Source organism: Arthrobacter rhizophilus, from assembly GCF_026241105.1.
In the GTDB taxonomy this organism is placed as follows: Bacteria; Actinomycetota; Actinomycetes; order Actinomycetales; family Micrococcaceae; genus Arthrobacter.
Map to the genome: position 1 here is coordinate 22,874 of NZ_JAPFFT010000029.1, position 20,671 is coordinate 43,544.

The 20,671-nt window shown below is 59.1% G+C and carries 16 protein-coding genes; 5 read left to right on the forward strand and 11 right to left on the reverse strand.

The genetic code is table 11. The annotated features are described in order from the left end of the window. Positions 1 to 131 precede the first annotated feature (131 nt). The gene (locus tag OOZ51_RS18740; protein ID WP_265981279.1) at positions 132 to 1,025 is read left to right on the forward strand and encodes a LysR family transcriptional regulator; all 894 of its coding nucleotides are present in this window, start codon (positions 132 to 134) and stop codon (positions 1,023 to 1,025) included. Positions 1,026 to 2,157: 1,132 nt separating this feature from the next. On the opposite strand, the gene treS is transcribed toward OOZ51_RS18740, so the two are convergent. Together treS and hisD are read right to left on the reverse strand one after the other, a co-directional pair. Next, the gene (treS, locus tag OOZ51_RS18745; protein ID WP_416346412.1) at positions 2,158 to 4,422 is read right to left on the reverse strand and encodes a maltose alpha-D-glucosyltransferase; all 2,265 of its coding nucleotides are present in this window, start codon (positions 4,420 to 4,422) and stop codon (positions 2,158 to 2,160) included. Positions 4,423 to 4,551: 129 nt separating this feature from the next. After that, positions 4,552 to 5,850 (reverse strand): histidinol dehydrogenase, encoded by a 1,299-nt coding sequence (gene hisD / locus OOZ51_RS18750; protein WP_265981280.1) that lies wholly within the window; start codon positions 5,848 to 5,850, stop codon positions 4,552 to 4,554. A 288-nt stretch (positions 5,851 to 6,138) separates the two neighbouring features. On the opposite strand from hisD, the gene OOZ51_RS18755 reads away from it, so the two are divergent. Both OOZ51_RS18755 and OOZ51_RS18760 read left to right on the forward strand, forming a co-directional pair. Further along, the gene (locus OOZ51_RS18755; RefSeq protein ID WP_265981281.1) at positions 6,139 to 7,560 is read left to right on the forward strand and encodes an aspartate ammonia-lyase; all 1,422 of its coding nucleotides are present in this window, start codon (positions 6,139 to 6,141) and stop codon (positions 7,558 to 7,560) included. Positions 7,561 to 7,594: 34 nt separating this feature from the next. Next, on the forward strand, positions 7,595 to 8,563 hold the full coding sequence (locus OOZ51_RS18760; protein WP_265981282.1) for a LysR family transcriptional regulator: 969 nt from the start codon (positions 7,595 to 7,597) through the stop codon (positions 8,561 to 8,563). A 182-nt stretch (positions 8,564 to 8,745) separates the two neighbouring features. Here the strand turns inward: OOZ51_RS18760 and OOZ51_RS18765 are convergent, their stop codons facing one another. From OOZ51_RS18765 to OOZ51_RS18790, 6 genes are all read right to left on the reverse strand, one after another. Then, positions 8,746 to 9,600 carry a carbohydrate ABC transporter permease gene (locus tag OOZ51_RS18765; protein WP_265981283.1) on the reverse strand — a complete coding sequence of 285 codons (855 nt, stop codon included), beginning with the start codon at positions 9,598 to 9,600 and terminating at the stop codon, positions 8,746 to 8,748. Next, positions 9,597 to 10,547: a carbohydrate ABC transporter permease gene (locus OOZ51_RS18770; RefSeq protein WP_234753627.1), complete on the reverse strand. Its 951-nt coding sequence runs from the start codon at positions 10,545 to 10,547 to the stop codon at positions 9,597 to 9,599. Before OOZ51_RS18770 ends, OOZ51_RS18765 begins: the two co-directional genes overlap by 4 nt. A gap of 29 nt (positions 10,548 to 10,576) precedes the next feature. Then, on the reverse strand, positions 10,577 to 11,887 hold the full coding sequence (locus OOZ51_RS18775; protein ID WP_265981284.1) for an ABC transporter substrate-binding protein: 1,311 nt from the start codon (positions 11,885 to 11,887) through the stop codon (positions 10,577 to 10,579). 139 nt (positions 11,888 to 12,026) lie between these two features. After that, entirely contained in the window at positions 12,027 to 12,863 is an 837-nt protein-coding gene (locus OOZ51_RS18780) for a sugar phosphate isomerase/epimerase family protein (RefSeq protein WP_265981285.1), read from the reverse strand. Between the two features lie 14 nt (positions 12,864 to 12,877). Next, complete coding sequence (locus OOZ51_RS18785) at positions 12,878 to 14,671, reverse strand: thiamine pyrophosphate-binding protein (RefSeq protein WP_265981286.1); 1,794 nt, start codon at positions 14,669 to 14,671, stop codon at positions 12,878 to 12,880. Continuing rightward, positions 14,668 to 16,281, reverse strand: coding sequence for a GMC family oxidoreductase (locus tag OOZ51_RS18790; RefSeq protein WP_265981287.1), 1,614 nt, complete (start codon positions 16,279 to 16,281; stop codon positions 14,668 to 14,670). The genes OOZ51_RS18785 and OOZ51_RS18790 overlap by 4 nt, the downstream gene beginning before the upstream one ends. Before the next feature lie 326 nt (positions 16,282 to 16,607). On the opposite strand from OOZ51_RS18790, the gene OOZ51_RS18795 reads away from it, so the two are divergent. After that, the gene (locus OOZ51_RS18795; protein WP_265981288.1) at positions 16,608 to 17,255 is read left to right on the forward strand and encodes a TetR/AcrR family transcriptional regulator; all 648 of its coding nucleotides are present in this window, start codon (positions 16,608 to 16,610) and stop codon (positions 17,253 to 17,255) included. Between the two features lie 365 nt (positions 17,256 to 17,620). Here the strand turns inward: OOZ51_RS18795 and OOZ51_RS18800 are convergent, their stop codons facing one another. The 3 genes from OOZ51_RS18800 to OOZ51_RS18810 form a co-directional block, all read right to left on the reverse strand. After that, complete coding sequence (locus OOZ51_RS18800) at positions 17,621 to 18,274, reverse strand: TetR/AcrR family transcriptional regulator (RefSeq protein WP_265981289.1); 654 nt, start codon at positions 18,272 to 18,274, stop codon at positions 17,621 to 17,623. 5 nt (positions 18,275 to 18,279) lie between these two features. After that, positions 18,280 to 18,867 (reverse strand): sugar O-acetyltransferase, encoded by a 588-nt coding sequence (locus OOZ51_RS18805; RefSeq protein ID WP_265981294.1) that lies wholly within the window; start codon positions 18,865 to 18,867, stop codon positions 18,280 to 18,282. 67 nt (positions 18,868 to 18,934) lie between these two features. After that, positions 18,935 to 19,570 (reverse strand): HAD-IA family hydrolase, encoded by a 636-nt coding sequence (locus OOZ51_RS18810; RefSeq protein ID WP_265981290.1) that lies wholly within the window; start codon positions 19,568 to 19,570, stop codon positions 18,935 to 18,937. A gap of 384 nt (positions 19,571 to 19,954) precedes the next feature. On the opposite strand from OOZ51_RS18810, the gene OOZ51_RS18815 reads away from it, so the two are divergent. Beyond that, positions 19,955 to 20,671: sugar phosphate isomerase/epimerase family protein (locus tag OOZ51_RS18815; RefSeq protein WP_265981291.1), on the forward strand; the 717-nt coding region annotated here is incomplete at its 3' end.

Consider the following 20,671-nt stretch of genomic DNA (forward strand, 5'->3'; position numbering starts at 1 on the left):
GACCGCCTGTGCATCTACGCATCCGAGGCGGTTCCGTGTAAATATCCGGTTCAAGTCTCAATGCGTTCCGAGTCCGAATCAATGACCAAACATGCCCTCCGATGTGCATATTTGCACGATAGGCTAAGGGGGTGATTTCTGCGGATGATCTACGTTTCTTTCTTGAGGTTGCACGGACCGGGAAGCTGGTAGCCGCTGCTCGAGGCCTCGGGGTGGATCACACCACCGTGGGACGGCGAATTTCCCACCTTGAGCGAGCCACGGCTTCCCGGCTTTTCGTACGATCGACTGGTGGCTGGACGCTCACCGAGGCAGGTCAGCGGCTAGCTATTCATGCTGAGGCTGTCGAATCGTCGCTCTTGGCGGCCGCGGAAGAGCTGGGATCCGAGCCAGGCCGGTTGTCGGGAACCGTCCGTATCGCGACCCCGGATGGATTCGGAGCCTTCGTCCTGAGTCCCGGGCTTGGAGGCCTGAGAAGAAAACATCCCGATCTTGCCATCGAGATCGTCACGGCGACGCGTTTGAACCTCCTTGCCACGAAGGAATTCGACGTTGGCATTTCATTGGCCGAACCCACCATTCGCGGTGTCGAGGCCACGGCGCTGGCAACCTATCCGCTGGGCCTCTATGCCGCCCCACAGTATCTGGAAAGCAGCGCGACCATCGCAGCCGTGGATGACTTGCAAGACCATTCGGTCATCGGCTACGTGGATTCACTTCTGGACATCCCTGACTTGCGCTTCCTGGACACGGCTCTGCCTGGAGTCCGACCCGCAATACAGACAAACAACATCACGGGGCAGTGGATGGCCACGGTTGCCGGTCTTGGAGTGGCAGTTCTTCCGTTGTTCATCGGCGAATCCGATCGACGCCTCGTGCGGATTCTTGCCGACACGGTTCACCTCCGCAGGAAGTACTGGCTCGCGGTTCCTCGCGAACTTCAGCGTCTGGCGCGAACAAAAGCCGTCCATAACGCGCTCTTTGACCTCGCGGCCTCCCACCCCTACCTGGAGCCAATAGGTTAGGCAGATCAATGCAGCCCTTGCATCAAAGGAACGATTTGCCTTAACGGCCGGTCCGGTCTCCGCGCTCTGTAACACGCCAGCAATCCTGTGGATCGATACACGATACAAAGACATCATAGGTTGGACTAGTGGCCGTCCTTGTGCTCGGCCAGTCAATGAAGGGTGGACCGGTGCGCACAATCACTTTCCAAGTCCGGATGTGGTCCGTGGCCTCACGCGTGGCAGTCGCCTTAGCATTCTGGTTGGGTTCCGCGGCGTGCCTTCTCGGGGCCGTTCTTTTTTGGGCGACGTTCAGTCCGTCCTACACCGACGTTGCCACCATGTTCGCTATCGGAGTCGTAGCCATTGTTGGTTTGTTCCTGCTAGCAGCAGGAACGGCTTGTCTCGGTCCAGGGATACGGCGTCGTTCCGAACTGGCCGATGATATTGGTCGGCTCGTACCGTGAAAGGCTTGATCAGGTGAGGGCCGCGTCCTGAGAGCCGCCTCAAGTCGCCCCAGATTTCATATCCTTCCGACCTGTCGAACAGGGTTCGGGTGGCGGGACCATCGGCAGCAAGCCAAAGAATGGAGCCGTCCACCGTAACGTCTTCCACCAATCCAGTGCGGGTTGGAATGTTGTAGTGGCGCACTTCCACGACTTGGCCCTTGGCCAGACTCCAATCATCTCGGAGTCGGAGATCGCTTCCGCTGGCCGCGGGGCGTACGACGCCGGCGACGCAGTAATCATTCATAGGGTTTCTAACGTTAGGGGCCAAGGTAGGTGCCCTGGATGTTTCTTTTGCACGCCGTATCATCCCCCAGCGCGTCGGGGGACGGAGTGGAGGTCTTGCGCAGGCAAGCCCCTGCCGCTCATTCCGATTTGGTGCCTGAAAATTGGGTGCGGCGTCCCGCATAGATGGTGCTGAACAGGCTGCCGCTGGGAAGCATCGTTGACGGAGGGCAATGGGCTGGCTCTCCGATCTGATTCCCGTTGCCCCTGCGTGACCACCAGAGTCTGGCAGTCTCAAGCCAGTGCGGAGGTGACGCTGCATCACGACGGCGGTGCCGTAGAATGCTTGTGCCCATGTGGCCCTCTTCCTTCTTGTACCCCGCCTTCACACCTTGCACCGGCTACCGAAGTGCCCGGTTTTCTCACTCAACTTCTTCGCCGCCTTTTGGTGCGGGTTCTCGAAGTACAAGGAGGCTTCCCGCGTAGGCGGGGACATCGAAGTAGAAACTGTGGAGGTCGTCCACTGAATTGAGAGTCTCTCCAGTGAAGGCATCGGTTATCTCGGCGCCGGGGGTCAGAAGTGTCGAGTTGACCGTTCCGGAAATGTCTTCGCCGCTGAAGTTCAGGACAGTGACCGCCATGGCGTCCGAGGGAAGCCGCTGAACCATGACGAGCATCCCTGGGTGCGAAACGTCAGGGACATCGATGAGTTCGCCTTTTGCAAGCTGGAGCTCTTCCCGTTTAGTTAGAACGGCGGACAACTTTCGTGCAAAAGACGCTTCGTCCTTCATCTGCTCCGAAAGCGTCCCATACAAACTCCTCCCCTTGGGCAGGCCGGAGGACGACTCGGCAGCGCCGGGGTTGACCCCCATCAAGTCGTGCGCACCGCGGTTGATCCATCTGGTGTCGCCCGTGGACACTAGTTGAGCCACTTTGTCGACGTCCACGGAAACAACCCCGCAGAGGTCCCAGCCTGAGAGCGCAAAAACCCCGGGCTGTAGCGCGTTGTACATCGATAAGAGCAGGTGCACGTCGCGGACCTCAAACACCTGCTCGGCAGTCATGGATTCGAGGTCCCGTATGCCCAGTGCGGCCGTGATGACACTTGCGGTGGTGCATGCGATGCCGTTGGTGGTGAACGGCAGGTTGTACGGCGCGGATTCTCCCGTCAGGCCGTCCCGGAGATCATTCTGGATCCGTTCAGCGACGCCGGCGCCGGTGAGGTTCTGGCCGAAGAGGTTGAAGGTCTCGCCCTTATGCCGGGTGGTGAAATGGACGAGTTCATAGGTCAGTTCGTCGTGGTTCTGCAGCCCGTGGACCAGGGAGGCCTGATCGACGCCGGCCTCCATTGCCAGCCGGAGGGTTAGGCGAAGGAACTCTGTATTTCCAGTGACAAGTGCGTGGTGGTAGGCAGGCCTGGTCACGAAGTCGTAGGAGAGATCGGGTCCGTTTACGGACGTTTCCTTTATATCGTCGATGGTGAGGTTGAGCTCCTGGAATGTGAAGCCCCCGACCTTTCGCACCATGCTCGCGATGAGCTGGTTCGCGGCCTGGGACAAGGGGTGCCCCTCTGACCAGCCCGGAAGTTCCTCCGCGCTCTTCTCTACGCCGAGGAATCCGTTCGCGTCCAGCCTTAAGGCTCCCGTTCCAAGATCCACCAGTGAGTGGAGCGCGTCGCCGATCACAAGGCGCATGCCTGCAAAAGTCGGGTCCAACCAGTTGATGGACGGCTGTCCGGCTTTGAAATAGTGCAAGTAGACCCACCGGCGCATCGTGCCGTCCGTGCCGGAAACCGCCCGCGTGGCGCTCCAGTTCGTTTCTTTGATGTCGGGTTCGTAAAAGATCACGCGCTGCAGTTGGCCGATGATGTAGCCGGCCTCTTGGAGTGCCCTTTCGGCGTCGATGCTGATGTTGACCGAGTCTTTGCCTTCGGGGACGTCCGGGAGCAGATGCCAGTCTGACTCCGGGATATGGATCATGTGGTAAATCCCGGGATAGTCTTTGTAGTTCATTTCTGCCAGGCGAAAGTCCGAGCCCATGCCCGTATGCCCGGGAACGATATCGTCAACGATCGTTGCGCCGTGATCAGTGGCGGCCTGACACATTGCTCGGAATTCTTCTTCGGTCCCGAAGGACGGATCGATGGCCATGCTGATTCGGTCGAAGTGTCCGTCCACACTGGCCGTGTAGTCCCAGCCGGTGATTCCCCCGGCGCGCTTCACGGGACCCGTGTGCAGGGCATGTATGCCGATTTCCTGGAACGCATCCCAAAGACTGGGTTGCGCCAGTGCACCTAGGAACGATTGCCCGGGAGCTGTAATGAAGGACAGGGGATACGCGGTGAACCATACCGACGCCCTGTCCAGGGCTGAGCGGGGGCTTGGATGCGCGAACGGCTTTTGCCACATGCTCGCCTGGCCGGACAGCTGCCTTGACATGGCGTCTGCGTCGCCGAGCATGGATTGGTTTCTCAGCCACTCAACATAGACGGCGTTCCGCGCGTCCGGGTCAAACGGCGGTCGGCCTTCATCCAGTGTTTGGCGACGGCGGGCCTTGGGACGAAGCTGACGGGGGCGGGCAGGATAGAACTGCTCATCGTAGGTAATCTCAGACAAGGCTGCAGTCGCGGCCTGGTCCTCGCTCGGTTCTTCGGCTGATTCACGGTTCATGGATTCCGGAGTGTTCATTTGCAGGTGTCCTCGTCCCTTCCAGACTTTGATGCGGCCGTTAGCCTAGGCGAAAGTGTCCGCACTAGACCATCTCTTCCCCGAATCGGGCGGTGGAGCGCGTGCGGTTCGCGCTCCACCGCCATAGGGCTAGGAAGCCCAGGCCGGCCGTTCTCCCGCAAGGCGCGCGGCCCTGATGTCACCGGAGCGTGCATGGCCTTCGAAGTTCTCCGCCCGGGCCGCTCTACCCAGTAGTTCGCCAAGTTCGGCACTGGCGGCGACCGAAGTTATTTCCTGGTAGGTCACGGTCTTGATGTATTTCCCAACCCACAGTCCACCGGTGTACCGGGCGGCATGGCGCGTCGGTAGAACATGGTTGGTGCCGATGACCTTGTCACCGAAAGAGACACACGTATTTTCGCCCAGGAACAGCGCTCCATAGTTGATCATGCTGTCCAGTGCTTCGCGGGGGTTGGCCGTCAGGATCTGCACATGCTCGCTGGCAAATTCGTCGGCGACGGCGTACGCCTCGGTGAGGCCATCGACCAGAATCACCTGGCCGTGGTCGCGCCAAGCCACTTCTGCGACTGCACGGGTCGACAAGCCAAGCAGTTGACGGTCGATTTCTTCGAGCACCTGTTGTCCGACCGCTTGCGAAGTCGTGACAAGGATCGCAGGAGAGTCAGGACCGTGTTCGGCCTGGCTGAGCAAGTCAACAGCGATCAAGAACGGATCGGCCGTCTCGTCTGCGACGATGAGAACTTCGGTGGGGCCCGCGAAGAGATCGATGCCAACTTCACCGAACAGCTGCCGCTTGGCCTCCGCGACGTAGGCGTTCCCGGGGCCGGCAAGAAAATCCACAGGCGCGATGGTCTCGGTGCCGACGGCCAGGGCGGCGACAGCCTGCACCCCGCCGAGCAAGTAGATTTCGTCTGCTCCTGCGAAGTGCATGGCTGCAATCGAGGCGTCGGGGACTACTCCCCCAGCCGCCGGAGTGGCGGCGGCAACCCTGCGGACGCCGGCAACCTTTGCGGTCACGATCGTCATATGGGCTGAGGCCAGAAGCGGGTAACGACCGCCCGGAACGTAGGCACCTACGGCGTCGATCGGAATGTTCTTCTGGCCGAGGATGACGCCTGGCTCGACTTCCGCTTCGAACTCTGTCAATGAATCAAGCTGCAGCCGGGCGAACCTTTCGACGTTGCGCTGGACAGTCTTGATGTCTTCAACCGTCTGCTCCGGGAGTCGGGCGATGGCGGCATCAATCTCATCCTGGGAGAGGAGGAATGATTTGGGGGACCACTTGTCAAACTTCTCGGAGTAGGACCGAACGGCTTCGTCGCCGCGTTCGCGAACGTCCGCGATGACCGTTTCGACCGTTTCCCTCACGCCTGAAGACGAGGTGGGGTCCGAGATGGTGACGTCAGCATTCTTGAGGGAAGTGCGCAATGGTTTTCTCTTTCGTTGCTGGAGCCAGAGCGCAGGTAGTGCGTGTGCTCCTCGTTACTTGGAAACCACAAAACCATAGCATTACACTTTGGTTTGGGACAGAGTGACAAGCTTTTCCTTATCCTCTGTGTACCAAATGTTAGCATTGAGTAAAAGTAAATGCTAGTCTTAGTTTATTTTTCAAAAGGTTAACTTATATATGGACGCGCGACCGCTTCAGGCTTGGCATGTTCGGCCCTGGACTCGTGGCGGCCAGTAACAGCCACCCCCGGAGTTAGGTGACGGATCATGGATCAGGAACAGCGAACGCGCGCGGAGCGAGACTTGCTGGGTGTCCGCGAGGTTCCCGCTGAGGCGTATTGGGGAATCCACACGCTCAGGGCGGTGGAGAACTTCCAACTGGGCGGGGAAACGGTAGGCAGCGCTCCCGGCCTCGTCAGTGCCATCGCGGCAGTCAAGGAATCGGCAGCAAAAGCCAATATGGAACTCGGATTGCTGGATCGGAACGTGGGCACCGCCATCGTTGCCGCTTGCCGGGACTTGCGATCGGGCGAGTTCCACGACCAGTTTCCCGTTCCCCTGATCCAGGGAGGCGCCGGAACCTCAACAAACATGAACGCCAACGAGGTCATCGCCAATCGCGCGTTGGAGCACCTTAACGAACCAAGAGGCTCATATGGTCTCATCAGCCCCAACGAACACGTCAACATGGGCCAGTCTACAAACGACGTCTACCCAACCGCCCTGAAACTTGCCACTATCCACGGCTGCCATGGCCTCGTCGGTGCACTCGAGAAGTTTCAGGCAGCATGTGAACGAAAGGCGCAGGAGTTCGACCACATTGTGAAGATGGGGCGAACGCAACTGCAGGACGCGGTACCCATGACATTGGGCCAGGAGTTCAGAAGCTATGCCGTCACCATCAGCGAGGATGTTGCACGGCTGACAGAGGCGGCAGTGCATTTGCACGAAATCAACCTCGGGGCGACGGCGATCGGTACCGGATTGAACACACATCCCCGCTACGCGTCGATAGTTCGAGAACACCTTGAGGCGGTCACAGGATTGCCCCTGACAACCAGCCCCGACCTTGTAGAAGCTACTCAGGACTGCGGCGTCTTCGTTCTGATTTCCGCCGCTGTGAAGAGGTCAGCCGTGAAGTTGTCCAAGATCAGCAACGACCTTCGCCTCCTGTCTTCCGGACCTCGCGCCGGGTTCGGCGAGATCAATCTTCCCGCTCGACAAGCCGGTTCCAGCATCATGCCCGGGAAAGTGAACCCGGTCATCCCTGAACTGGTCAATCAAGTGGCATTTGAGATCATCGGCGCCGACGTAACGATATCCCTCGCAGCGGAAGCCGGACAGCTGCAACTGAACGCCTTCGAGCCGATCATAGCCTCGAGCCTGTTTCGAAGCATCAACCACCTCCGGATAGCGGCAAACACGCTCGCGGACGCTTGCATCGACGGAATCACAGCCAACGAACAAACACTTCAAGACCATGTCGCTCGAAGCATTGGCATCGTCACGGCTCTAAGCCCCTATCTGGGCTATCACATGTCCGGCGAGATTGCCGCTGAAGCGCTGCGCACTGGCAGAGCCGTTGTTGATCTCGTGTTGGACAAGGAACTCCTCGACCCGGAACTCCTGGGCCGGCTACTTCATCCACAGGCAATCGCCGGCGGTGGCATCTCCGCCAAGGAGCGATAGAGCATCATCTACCCATGAGCTATAGGATTGACTTATGACCTTGGCCCAACTTGAAGCATTTGTGGCAGCAGCCAGCGGACTGACTTTCACGGCTGCCGCCGTCGAATTGGGCATGAGCCAGCCGGCAGTGTCGGACCTCATCCGCCGGTTGGAATCAGAGTTTGGCGTGCCACTGTTCAACCGCAGTGGCCGGGCGCTCGTGCTCACGGCGGCCGGGGAGGAACTGCTGCCTTACGCGGAGCAGACCATTTTCTCCGCCAAGCAAGGCACCGAAGCAGTGAACGCGCTACTGTCCCTGGGCGGTGGTACCGCAACGTTCGGGCTCCTGCGAAATGCAGAGTTCTACATCCGTCAGGATCTGGCCAAGCGCTTTCGCGAGAAACACCCGAATGTACGTATCCGTCTCGTGGGGCAGAATAGTGCCGAAACAGTCAGTGACGTCGTTTCGGGACATCTTGAAGCGGGCCTGGTCACTTTGCCGATTGATGACGACCGGCTGGACGTACTCCCCCTGGCCCGGGATGAGGTGGTCTACGTCAGTGCCGTTCCGGAGCGTGTCCAGACACCCCCGGATATCGCCGCAATCTGCAGCGCTCCACTGATCCTCTACGACGCTCACTACGCCCAGACAGATCCGGCCCGAAAGCAGCTCTCTGCCCGGGCTCGGCTGCGTGGTTTATCGCTTAATGCAGGCATCGAAGTCGAATATCTGTCAGCCGCACTGTCACTGGCTGCCGACGGATTCGGTGACACCATCGCCTGCAGGGCTTCCCTTGAGTCCGAGGTCTTCCCGCGCGGGCTGCAAGCCGTCGCCTTGGCTGAGCCAATGTTCGACACTCTGGCACTCATCAAGAGACACGGCCAGCTTCTCTCCCCCCCGACCAAAGAGATGGCCCGTTTGGCACATTCAGCCCTTATTGACCACCAGACGTCGGACCATGGCACCGCCGAAATACTCGACGGCGCGCACGACATCGAAGCGTTTCTGACCGAAAATCACTGACCACAGAGTCCGTCGAGCCGAGGTCCGTACTTCTCCCCCGCCGATATCGGTTTCAGAATTAGAAGTGGCCGGCATCTCCCGGATGCCGGCCACTTCGCCGTCGGACATAGGCAAACTTTGTAGGAACGTGGCGCGGGCCGTGTGTCACCTGTCCCGCGTCCGCGAAATAGTGCCGCGAACTTCTACTGACCTGCCAATGATCCCGCGACACCTCCGACGCTGAAGAACTTGTTCAGCGTCGCGAAGATGATCGTGGGTGGCAGCAGCATGATGACGGCAACCGCCATAACTGATCCCCAGTCGGTCGAATGCTGTTGAAAGAAGGTCTGGACGCCGATCGGGAGCGTGAAGGTTCCTGCCGAGCGGAGGAAGATCGATGCGACAAGATAGTCGTTCCAAGCCATCAGGAAGGTAAAGATGGCGGTCGAGAGTACACCTGGCAGTGAGTTCCGGAGCACGATGTGAAGGAACCCTTTGAACACCGATGCTCCATCAATCCATGCCGCCTCTTCGAGGCTCCCAGGGATCCCGTCCATGTAGGAGGCCATCATCCAGGTTGCCACAGACATGGAACTCGCGACATACAAAATCGTGATCCCGACAAGGTTGTCGGCCAGGCCGATGTGGGAGAAGAGGATGAACAACGGAATCACGGACGTGATCACAGGCAAGGCCTGTACGACGAAGAGCAGGAGGGAATAGCCTCCGACAAGCCGGCCCCTCCCTCGCGATAGGACATAGCCGGCCGGTGCCGCGACTGCTACTGACACCACGACTGTCGCCAATGCGACCTGGAGACTGTTGACGAGCCAGGCGACCGTGCCGCTGCTACTCAGCACTCTGGCGAAGTTGTCCAGGGTTAGGGAGCCGGTCCCATTGTTCGCCCGGAGGGAGAGGCCAACGGTTCCCGCAATGGGGATGAGGGCGAATGCCGCTAGTGCGACAAGGATCGCAAAGCGCAGCCATTGCCCGCGGCTTCCTGCTTCGACGGACCGCCGGGGGGTTGCGATCTTGGTTCTGAGTGTAGAAGTGGTCATTGTGAGGTCGACTTTCGGATCTGTCGGAAGAGCAGCACGGCCACGATGGCCAACGCAAGGGTCATGAGGAAGGCGATGGCAACGCCCGGGCCTGTCTGGAAGTTCTGGAATACGGTCTTGTAGGCCAGAACAACCAGGGTGTTCGTCGCGCCGACCGGGCCGCCGTGGGTGAGGAGATACACGGTCGGGAAGTCGTTGACGCAGAAGATCGCCATCAAGACCCAGGAGATGTACGTGGGTTTCGCGATGATAGGAAGTGTCATGTAACGGAACTGTTGCCGGGCGCTGGCGCCGTCTATCTTGGCGGCTTCGTAGATACTTTCATCTACGGAGCTCAGAGCCGCGCTCATCATGAGCATCATGAACGGGAAATTGACCCAGATCTCGAAGAGGCAGACCGTGATCTGGGCGCCAAGCGGATCGGAGAGGAAAATGGCGTCCCCGAATCCCAACGCGTGGATGATCGTCGGGACAGGGCTGGAACTCGTTCCTATGAGCCAATTCCAGGACATGGCCGAGACGACAATCGGCACAACCCACGGAAGCAGGAGAATTGTCTTCAGTAGCCCTTTGGCTGGAATCCGGGTGCGGAGCAGGAGAGCGATTGCGATCCCGATGATCCAGCTTCCAAAGACGCCCGCGACCGCGAAGACAGCGGTAAATCCCGCTGCCCGCCAGAAGGCAGGATCGGCCAGGACTTTCGCGAAGTTGTCGACGCCGACAAATTCCCCTGGTGAGATCAGGCTCCCGTTATGCAGGGCCTGAAAGGCGGCGTAGGCGATCGGGTACGCGTTCGTGAGGATGAGTATGACGACTGACGGCAAGATCAGAAAGAGCTTGGTTGCAGGCGCGCGGCCGGGACTGCTCCTTCGGCGGCGGTTTCGCGGTTCGTGGGTCGGCGTCCTCACCGTCAAGGGTAGTTCAGTGCGGCGAACGGAGGTGCTCATGATGTATGACGGCTTTCGCTATTGCTTCGCTAGGAGATGGCGGCCTTGATGTCGCTCTCAAGCTTGGTCAGGATGGTCTTGGACGGGGTCTTTCCGGCGAGGACGGTCTGGCAGAAGTCCGTCATCGCCTGACCACCGTCGATGGTCGCGAGCTTGGCGGTGAGGGCGCTCGATTGGGCCGCGGTGGTCTTGCAAATGGGCTGCCATTTCTCGACGACCGCCGTGTTCTGTGCGTTTGCTTTGAATTCCGGGAGCTCCGTGATGGACTTCAGGGCGGGCAGGCCCTGCATGACGCCTTTCTGCCAGAGCGTCTTCATGTTCTTGATGTAGTACGAGGTGAACGCTTCAGACCCGGCCTGGGACGGCGTGTTCTTGTACATCATGATGTTGTTCACGTAGTAGAGCCCCCCGACTTCGCCGCGGCGGGATTTGAGGGGGTCCGTCACGAGGACGTCCTTCTCGTCGCCGACGACGTTGTTGAATGCCGGGCTTTGGAATCCAAGGGCTACCTTCTTGTTCGTCCAGAGAGTGGTGAGATCGTCGTCCTTCATGCTCACGGAGCCCGGATCGACGGCACCCTGCTTGACTAGCTCGGTGAGGAAATCAACTGCCTCCGCGTTGCGGTCATTGACGACGTCGAGGTCGCCATTGGAGTTGAAGAGGCCACCGCCATTGTTGATCATCAGGCTCAGCACGGCCATGGGTCCGTAGTTGCCGCTGCCACCGCTGATACCGAAACCGAGATAACCCTTGGCAGAAGCCTTCTTTGCCACGTCCAACACATCATCCCAGGACTGCGGCGGCGTTGCTCCGATCTGGTCCAGGATCGACTTGCGGTACCAGAACACTTGGACGTCGAGGTTCCACGGGATGCCCACGTAACCATCGGAGGTCTTCATCGCATCCAGTGTGTGCGGGAGAAAGTCGTCGTAGGTGCCGTCCTTCTTGAAGGAATCGATGAGGTTGTCGGCATAGGCGATGGCACCCTGCTTCGCGAACTGGAACGCCTGGAAGCCGCCACCGGTGGAAACAGCCGGTCCCGTGTTGGAGGCGATGGCAGAGGAGAACGTCTGGTTAAACCCGTCCCAGTTGACCTGCTGGTACGACACGCCCGGCATGCCATCACCGGGCTTGTACGCCTGCGCCAAGCTTTGGGCCGCATCGGCGTAGTTTTTGTCGCCCCACGGCATGTCCCAGAACTTGACCGTACTACCGCCGCTCGCCGAAGCGTTTACGCCGCCGACGGCGCAGGCGCTAACGGAAGCGGTAAGGGTAACCGCCCCCGTGAGGGCAAGGAAACCGCGACGAGACATGGCGGTGGGGGGGAGTATATTCTTCATGGCTTCTCCTTATTTGCTGGTGTGGACAGGGGCGGGAGTGGTCATCGTTGTCCGTGGTTTCCCGCCCTCGCGTTGACATCTGGTTCCGGGGCCGACCATCGCCGGATTCGGACGGCCCCGGATGCGCAACTGATTTCTGCTAGGTGCGCACTTTTGAGATCAGCTCGCTGAGGTAGCTGTGGCTTTTTACCGCCGCATCCAGTGAGCCGCATTCGACCGAGAGGACCACATCGTGGTCAGCGTCCGCGAGGGTCCGCACGATCCGTTCCCAGTCGATGACCCCTTCTCCGCAGGCGCAGCCGAGCATCCCGCGGACTTTGCCTCGGTATTTCTTGGCGTCTTCGACTGAGATATCTTTGGCGTGCATGTGGGTGACGTTGGAGACGATGTCTTCTAGCCACGCATGGGGATCGTTTCCGCTCAGGTAGCTGTTTCCCGTGTCTAGATTGATTGTCAGGGCCGGCGAGTCGATCAGTTTCATGAGGCGGTCCAACCCGGCCGGCGTGGCCGTGTAGGGTCCGTGGGTTTCGATCGCAATGGCGATCCCGCGCGGTTCGGCCACGAGGGCTGCCTCCTGGAGTGTGTACTTCATCAGGGTGAAGTTCTCCTTTTCGGTGGTCCACGGCGGCATGGGGCCGTCGTCGACCATGATCATTGGTGCCCCGCATTCGGCCGCGTATCGGATGGACTGTTTGAGGTAGTCAACGGCGATGTCGGGTTTGGCAAGTGGGGCATGGCTTGAGAGGGAGGAAAGATGAAGTCCCCGGCTCTCGGCTGCTTGCTTGAGCTTGAGCGGGTCGTCCAGCATTGACCGGCTGTGGAAATAGCCGGCTTCGCTGAGCAGCTCACGGCCCCAGTGGACCATCGGTTCGACGTAGCGGTAACCGATTTCTGCGGCGCGGTCCATCGCCCAGTCGAATGAGCCGTTTTCGTATCGTGCAAATTCGAGGTTGAGTCCGAGTTTGATGTCACCCATGATGTTTCTCCTGGTTAGAACCCGCGCTGAGCGACGTATTCATCACGGGTGTCGCCGTGGTACGCCGGAACGGTGATGTCCCACCAACCGGTGGGGTGCATCTCGGTCCACGGCAGCTCAGTCGCGCTCATGGCCTCGATGACGACGGGTCCCTCGGTGGCGAAGGCACGTTCGATTGCCTCCGTCAGCTTTGCGGGGTCTTCAATGCGCTCTGCGGTGCAGCCCAGGGAACGTGCGAACTCGGCAATGTTGGCGAAGTACGGCTTTCCGTCAGGAGTGCTCCAATTGGTGACGAGACGGCGTTCTGCGCCGAACAGGCTGATCTGGAGATCCTTGATGGCTTCCCACCCGCCGTTGTTCAGAACGACAACGACCAAAGGTGTGCCGAGCATGACTGCGGTGGACAGCTCAGTGCCTGTCTGGAGGAAGCTGCCGTCTCCGACCATGGCCAAGACGGGCGTCCCTGGAACTGCGATTTGCGCACCGATGGCAGCGGGGAGGCCGAAGCCGATTCCCGACATACCACCGGCCACGATGTTTGTCTTCGGTCCGTAGATGGGAAACTCGTTGAAAGCCTGGTTTGCGGGGTTACTCGAGTCAGTAACCAGAATGCCTTCGCGGGGCAGTGCCTTACGGATTTCCACCATTGCCCGTGAATTTGTCATGGGGAGGTAGTCGGTTTCGCGCATGGGCCGCAGGTGCTCTTCCCAGCGTGCCTTGAGTTCCTGAAGCTCGGCGAAGTACTCGGTGCCGTGGTAGTCAGGTCCGTCGCCCAGAGCGTCTCGAATGGCGGCCAGCGAGGACTTCGCGTCGCCGACGATTCCGACCTCGACAGGGTAGTTACGGCCGATCTCAAATCCGTCGATGTCGATATGGACGAGTTTGGTGATGGACGGGATATTGAAGGTGACGCCTTCCTTGTAGGACGACGTGATGCGGTCACTGAATCGGCAGCCAACGGCAAGGATGACATCGGCTGTCCGGGTGACGCCATTCCCGGATATGGAACCCATGTCGCCGCATGGCCAGGCGTACAGTTCGTGGTCGGCCGGGAAGGCTCCCTTTCCCATGAAAGAGTGGGTCACCGGCGCGCCGAGGCGCTCGGCGATGGCACGGAGTTCTTCGCTGGCTTCAGCGGCAATGACGCCGCCGCCTGCAAGGATGACCGGCCGCTTGGCAGTCTTGAGGAGTTCCACGGCTGCGGCGATTGCCCTGACGTCACCGGTTGCGCGGGCCTGGGCGCGGCGGGAACCTTGTACGCGTTTGTAGTCGCCGTATTCTGCCTGCAGGTCCTGGGGCACGTCCACCAGCACCGGCCCGCGCCGCCCTTCGTACATCGTGTTGAAGGCTTGGTCCATAACCATCGGGATCTGCTCAAGGCGGCTGGGCTGCCACCAACGCTTGACTACTGGTTCGGCCATGCGGGGGAAGTTGTTCCCGTGCGGCCGGTCAATTTCCTGGAGTACTCCGCGGTTTTCCATGTAGGTGTGGACGGCGCCCGTAATCAGGATGAAGGGCTGCGAGTCCGCGAAGGCGGTGACCAAACCGGTCAAGGTGTTCGTTGCCCCGGGTCCGATCGAGGTGCAGACTGCGGCTATCTTGCCAGAAGCGCGGTAGTACCCGTCAGCCATGTGGGCGGCGCCCTGTTCGTGCATGGCTGGGATTACTTCGATCTCGTCGGCGCGGTCGACGAAAGCGTCCAAGAGTGCGGTGTTGCCGTGTCCGGGGACGGCGAAGACGCGTTCGACACCTTCTCGGATGAGGCAGTCGACAATCATCTGTCCACCGGTCAGTTGCTGATCAGTCATTTGTTCTTACTTCCTGTAAATACGGGGGTTAGCGGTAGGAATTCTGGGGCGCGTGTCTCGGACTGGCGCTGGGCTGCGCCGGGCACGATATGTTCAGCGACACGGAAGGCATTTGCGGCAATGGTTAGTGCCGGGTTCATCACTGGGAGTGAGGGGAAGAATGACGAGTCGACGACGAAGAGGTTCTTGACATCATGGGTCTGGCAGCTGGGGCCGAGGACGGACGTCTGAGGGTCATCTCCGGCCCGGATCGTTCCGGCCTGGTGGGAGTTGACAGCAATTTCGGTGGTTTCACTGAAGATCAGTGGATAGCCCATCTTGTGGAGAATGCGTTTCATCTCCTTGACCAGGTGCTGGTGTGCCCGAACATTGTTGGGCTTCCAACTGATCCGGATAGCTTCGTCGTTCCTTAGGGTGACCCTGTTTTCCGGATCGGGAAGATCTTCGGTGAAGAGCCACCAATCCATGCTGTGGCCGGCAGCAATTTCCAAGGCCCATTTGGGGATGAGCGGCTTCTGCCCGACGAGCATGGCGCCCTGGAGCTTGCCGATCAACTGGACGTGACCGAGCGGGTACGGAAAATCCGCGTTGCCCTTGAGGTAATAGTCATTGAAGTAGAGCGTCTTTTGGAACTCAACTTTGTTCCTCTTGGGGTGCAAGGCGATCATGATGCTGTTGTTGTGCACCATGTAGTTCCTGCCAACCATTCCGGAGGAGTTGGCGAGGCCGTTGGAGTGTTTGTCTGTGGCGGACCGGAGCAATAGCGCCGCAGAGTTGACGGCGCCGCAAGAAACGACCACTTTTCCGGCCTCGACGACGATGGTCTTCCCGTTGTGGGCGAGCTGTACGCCAGTGGCAGTCTGGCCGGATTCGTCGGTGAGCACCTTCTCGGCGTACGCCTCGGTCAACAGTTCCACATTGCCCGTTTGAAGAGCAGGCCGTACACAGGCTACGTCGGCATCCATTTTGGCCAGGACGCGACATGGAAAACCGTCGCAAGTGCGGCAGCGGATACAGGCACCGCCCTGACGCCAGTCGATTCCCAAGGGAATGCTGGACGGAGTCAGTCCCTGTTTGGCCAGCCCATCCGCAACAGCCTGCACCTCAGGTTCATGACCGATCGCAGGGTAAGGAAAGGGCTCGTCGCGGGGCAACGTGGGATCATCGTGTTGGTCACCATGAACCTTGTAGACCCTTTCGGCCCGCGAGTAATAAGGGGCTATGTCGTCATACGTGAACGGCCAGGCTGGTGAAGTACCGTCCTCGTGTTCGGTCGCGACAAAATCTTCGCGTCGAAACCTCACCAAGGAGGACCCATAGAACTTGGTATTGCCACCGACGTAGTAATAAGTACCGGGGCTGAAAGCTTCGCCCGTGTCGGAGTACCACTTTTCAGCATTTTTGTATCGGCCGTGTTCAAACACGGCGTCCGGGTCCCAGTTCTGTTTCTCCTGGGGAACGAACCCTCCGCGCTCGATGAGCAATACGCTGACGCCTGCGTCCTTCAATGCGTAGGCCAGCGTACCGCCGCCCATGCCGCTTCCGACGATTACGACGTCGTAGCTGGACTTTGCAGGACCATCGATCTGCAAAGAAGTCTCAACAGTCATTTTGGAATTTACCTCTCGGTTCTGGCCATTGTTGGGGCCGGGTGCGTGAGTCTGAACCTGCCATTGGACTACGAACTTTTGCAGTACGTCACGAGTGAGAGTCACATCACCTATAAGCAAGAGTACACGGATTACGAGTTTACTCAAGCATGAAGTTTGGTTAGAGTCTCTCGATAGACGTTTTCCACAAGTAGGGACGGCTCCTCAAGTGGCCCTGCTCACATTCTGTTCCTTTAGTGTACGATCGTACGCATAAGAAATCTAGTGCACGATCGTACGCATCGGAAACAATGTACGTGCGTACACATTTGGAAGGTGGAGAGTTGATGGTTGCGCAAGATCCGCCGGACCGATTCCCCCCTGATCCGGAGTGGTCCGCCCGTTCGGATGTCGCCAGCACCTTCCGAATCCGACGTTTTGATCCGGATCGTCGGAATCGGATTATTGACGCAGTACTCGCGGTCATTTCTGACAACGGTGTGGCCGGCACTAGTTTCCGGAAGATCGCTGCCCAGGCCGATGTTCCCCTCGGGTCAATCACCTACCATTTCAGCGGCATGCATGAGCTCTTGGAAACAGGGTTCGAGCGTTTTGTGAGCCAGTCCCTCTCCCGGCTGGAGGATCGGCTTCAATCGGCACGAGATCACCGTGACGCAGGCAAGGTCATCTTGGCGATGATTCACGAAGACGCCACCGCTGATCCCCCTCGACACCTGGCGCTTTCTCGCGAACTTCAGGCCCTGGTCATCCGTGAACCTGCTTTGCGCAACATCGCGAACAATTGGATGGAAGGTAGCGCCAGAATCCTGGAACGGTACTTCGATCCAGCAACGGCAGAGATTCTGGAGATTCTCATGGACGGCCTGGCTCTTCGTAGAGGCGTTGCCTCAAAGGACGGAGAACCGCTTGCGGCCGACATGGTGGCGAGAATTATCACTGGCTCGTGGCCCTGGGATCCATCACCAAGTCCCTAGGTGGGAGCCATCTACAAACGGCAGCTTAGAAATTACCCGCCGCGGCTGCAGGCAACAAGCCTGACCCTCAACCAAATCGATTCCCATAACGAGGAAGAAAGAAGCAGGCGTGAAGACTTCGTATCGTGGATACGAGGCTGGACCGGTTCCTCCGGCCAGACCTCACGAGATGGTGTTCCACGACCCCTTTGCCCGCCAGCCGGGGGCCAGCCTGACCCGCGGCGTGGCTGTTCAACCGTTGCCCTCCATGACAGCCGGAGAGCGCGGAAGCAGCTCAACTCACTACCAGCGGCTGAAGCGAAGAAGGCATTGGAAGGTGTGTCCCACGATCTGCTCGCCCTCGCCTTGCAACGCGGCGGCGCCGACTAACCGCCAGATCTGCGCAAAGGACGGGCAGGCAAGGACGCCGTCCCATGAACTTCGTCGGAAAAGGTGATCGAAGCTTCCACCGGCGATAGCGCTCCCGGCTGCGACGGAGCTTCCCTTAGCAGCTTGTCGACAGCGTTCGAAACCAACTCGCGGTCGTCGTCGCGCGGTTCAAAGGCCCGATGAATTGAAAGTCCTTCGACGAGCGCGTCCAGTTGTCGGGCCACATCCGGGTCGAAGTATTTTTCGAAGGCACGGCGGCTGCGCATCATCCAATCGTGAGTGAGGTGCCGGAACTTCGCTTGACGGGCCGCCAGCGTGTAGAGCTCCAACGTCAGAACGAGAGCGTCCCGATCGCCATAGGTATCTTCCATGATCATCTCGACGACAGCCTCTTTGGCCGCTTCGATGGTCGAGGCCTCGTTCATGCGCCGCTCGAACCGGTCGCTAATACGGGTGGCAAAACGCGTGAAGGCTTCGTGAAGAAGTTCGTCCATTCCTGCGAAGTGATAGGTCATGGACCCCAAGGGGACATCTGCAAGGGCGGCCACTTTCCGATGTGAAGTGCCGGCCACACCTTCGGCGGCGATCAGATCCAATGTCGCTTCAATGATTCGGTCACGCCGATCCGGATCAACCCGCCGTTTGGCCATTTTCCTCAGCTTTCAATGGTCCTGATGACTTTAGCCGGAATCCCCATGGCCACGACATTGGAAGGCAGGTCGCGGCTGACGACTGCCCCAGCACCGACGACGGTGTTTTCGCCAATCGTTACGCCGGGAAGCACGATGACTCCCCCGCCCAACCACACGTTGTCTCCGATGACTATCGGCTTGGCCGATTCCAACTTGTCTCTTCGGGGTTGAGCCGCCACGGGGTGGGTCGGCGTCAGCAGTTGGACGTTCGGGCCAATCTGGCAATGGCTTCCAATTGAAATCGTGGCCACGTCAAGAGCAGTGAGATTGTAGTTAATAAAGGTGCCCTCACCGATGCTGATGTTAGATCCGTAGTCGACGAATATTGGTGGCCTTATATGGGCACCTTCGGCCAGGAATCCGATGAGCTCATGTATGAACGACTGGGCCGCATCTATGTCCTGAGCGTAGGCAGAGGCATATGCCCCGGCCAGGCGAATAGCGCGCTGCTGTCTAGCGACGATCTGCGGATCATCGGAGATGTAGAGATCGCCCGCGAGCATCCGTTCGTGGTTGCTCCGGGGGTCGTCTCGGAAATACTCGGCCGCCATGTGTACAACTGTACTAAAGAATGACCCGCCCGACCCCTCAGCTCGTCTGACGCCACGGGACCAGCCGTCATCGGAGAGATCGCCGCCATCGGGTTCCATTCGCTTCCAATGTCTGGCTGAGCGCTTCGCACGATGTAAACAAGTGGCCGCGGAGTCCTGCTTCCTGGGCAGATCGGATGTTTTCCTCTCTGTCGTCGATAAAGAGGGCTCGGTGGGGTTCAATCCCGAGCTCACGGATACACCACTCGAACGTTTCCCGTTCAGGTTTCGCAAATCCGATCTGATAAGAGAGTCCTCGGACTTCAAACAGGTTGAGCCACCGGTGCCTTCGCTGAAAGTGTTCTCCCAGCTCCTGGGGAATGTCGGAGAGCAACGCGAGACGTCGGGTCCTGGACAGGTCCTCAAGCAGAGCGATCATCTGATCATCGACGAGCGACCAGCTGGCGATGTCGTGCTCTATGAGTTGCCTAATCCGGTCCGGATCGAAGCTCGTAGCCAATTGGCCAGAAACGTCGGTCCAGTACTGGGTGCCGGTGACCTCTCCGCGATCATATGGCGGACGCTGGTTCCAGTACGCCGCCCAAAACTCCTCCTCCGAGACGGCTCCGGTAGCCAATAGCGCCTCCCTACCTTCTTGATTTTGATCTTTGGCGATCACTCCGAAGAGATCGAAGATCAGCACATCGTTTGACTGCACGGCCATGGTCTTAGCCTGCCTCTCAATTAGGAATAGATAGTTCGGTTGAGCAGCACACTATGCGGACTTTGCTCAGCGATCACTTATGTTCCCTCATAGAATAGCTAGATCAGATTTCAAATGAAAGCTGGCAGTGATCATATTCTCCTCGCCTCGATACCAGACGGGTCGCCCTCACTCCCACACCGATGCGTACGCTCGTACACGTAAATCTAAGATGCATCGAGGATCGGCCATCTTTTGCTTGCCAATAACCAAAAGGTTCCCTTAGGCTTTACTCATCGTTCATAAGTAACCCTTGTGTCATGTCGATCTCCTCTCCGACTTCCTCTCAAGCACCAGCGCGCAAGCTGCATCCACATGCCCTCCAAATCAAAGGAATTCGCCGCAATGAACTATTCTGTCCAGCTCTACACCGTACGCAGCGCTGTCGAAGACGATCTCCCCGGCACGATCCGGCGCCTTGCAGAGATCGGTTATAACCGGATTGAGCCCTATGACTTTGTTGCCCGCGCTGATGAGTTCGCCCGTGCTTTTGTCGACTACGGCGTTTCTGCTCCGTCCGGCCATGCGCCGCTGCTGAGCCAGGACCAGGATGAGATCTTCGCCGCAGCGAAGGAACTGGGAATCAGTACGGTCATCGATCCGTACCTGCCTGCCGAGCACTGGCAGAACGCCGAGGACATCCAGGCCACCGCCGCAAAGCTCAACGCCGCCGCGAAGAAGGGCGCCGAATACGGCATCCGCGTCGGCTACCACAACCACGCCTGGGAGCTGGAGTCCAGCATCGAGGGCCAGACCGCCCTGGAGTACTTCGAAGGCCTGCTGGATCCGGAACTGGTCCTGGAAGTCGACACCTACTGGGCTGCCGTTGGAGGCCAGGATCCCGTGGAACTCCTGAAGCGGCTGGGCGCCAGAGTTGTGGCACTTCACATCAAAGACGGTCCAGTGAATATGGACCTTCTTGCCCAGTTGCCCGCGGGCCAGGGGCAAATGGACATCTGGGGAGCTATCAATGCGGTCCCTGGTTTGGAAGTGGGTGTCGTGGAGTTCGACGACTACGCGGGAGACATCTTCGAGGGCATCGCCGAAAGCCTCGCCTTCCTC

Excerpts from the sequence above, each read along its gene's own strand:
- OOZ51_RS18800 (WP_265981289.1), bottom strand. The coding sequence starts at position 18,274 with ATGGCCAAACGGCGGGTTGATCCGGATCGGCGTGACCGAATCATTGAA.
- OOZ51_RS18755 (WP_265981281.1), top strand. The coding sequence starts at position 6,139 with ATGGATCAGGAACAGCGAACGCGCGCGGAGCGAGACTTGCTGGGTGTC.
- OOZ51_RS18775 (WP_265981284.1), bottom strand. The coding sequence starts at position 11,887 with ATGAAGAATATACTCCCCCCCACCGCCATGTCTCGTCGCGGTTTCCTT.
- OOZ51_RS18810 (WP_265981290.1), bottom strand. The coding sequence starts at position 19,570 with ATGGCCGTGCAGTCAAACGATGTGCTGATCTTCGATCTCTTCGGAGTG.
- treS (WP_416346412.1), bottom strand. The coding sequence starts at position 4,422 with ATGAACACTCCGGAATCCATGAACCGTGAATCAGCCGAAGAACCGAGC.
- OOZ51_RS18760 (WP_265981282.1), top strand. The coding sequence starts at position 7,595 with ATGACCTTGGCCCAACTTGAAGCATTTGTGGCAGCAGCCAGCGGACTG.
- OOZ51_RS18805 (WP_265981294.1), bottom strand. The coding sequence starts at position 18,867 with ATGGCGGCCGAGTATTTCCGAGACGACCCCCGGAGCAACCACGAACGG.
- OOZ51_RS18785 (WP_265981286.1), bottom strand. The coding sequence starts at position 14,671 with ATGACTGATCAGCAACTGACCGGTGGACAGATGATTGTCGACTGCCTC.
- OOZ51_RS18765 (WP_265981283.1), bottom strand. The coding sequence starts at position 9,600 with ATGACCACTTCTACACTCAGAACCAAGATCGCAACCCCCCGGCGGTCC.
- OOZ51_RS18790 (WP_265981287.1), bottom strand. The coding sequence starts at position 16,281 with ATGACTGTTGAGACTTCTTTGCAGATCGATGGTCCTGCAAAGTCCAGC.
- OOZ51_RS18780 (WP_265981285.1), bottom strand. The coding sequence starts at position 12,863 with ATGGGTGACATCAAACTCGGACTCAACCTCGAATTTGCACGATACGAA.
- OOZ51_RS18795 (WP_265981288.1), top strand. The coding sequence starts at position 16,608 with ATGGTTGCGCAAGATCCGCCGGACCGATTCCCCCCTGATCCGGAGTGG.
- OOZ51_RS18770 (WP_234753627.1), bottom strand. The coding sequence starts at position 10,547 with ATGAGCACCTCCGTTCGCCGCACTGAACTACCCTTGACGGTGAGGACG.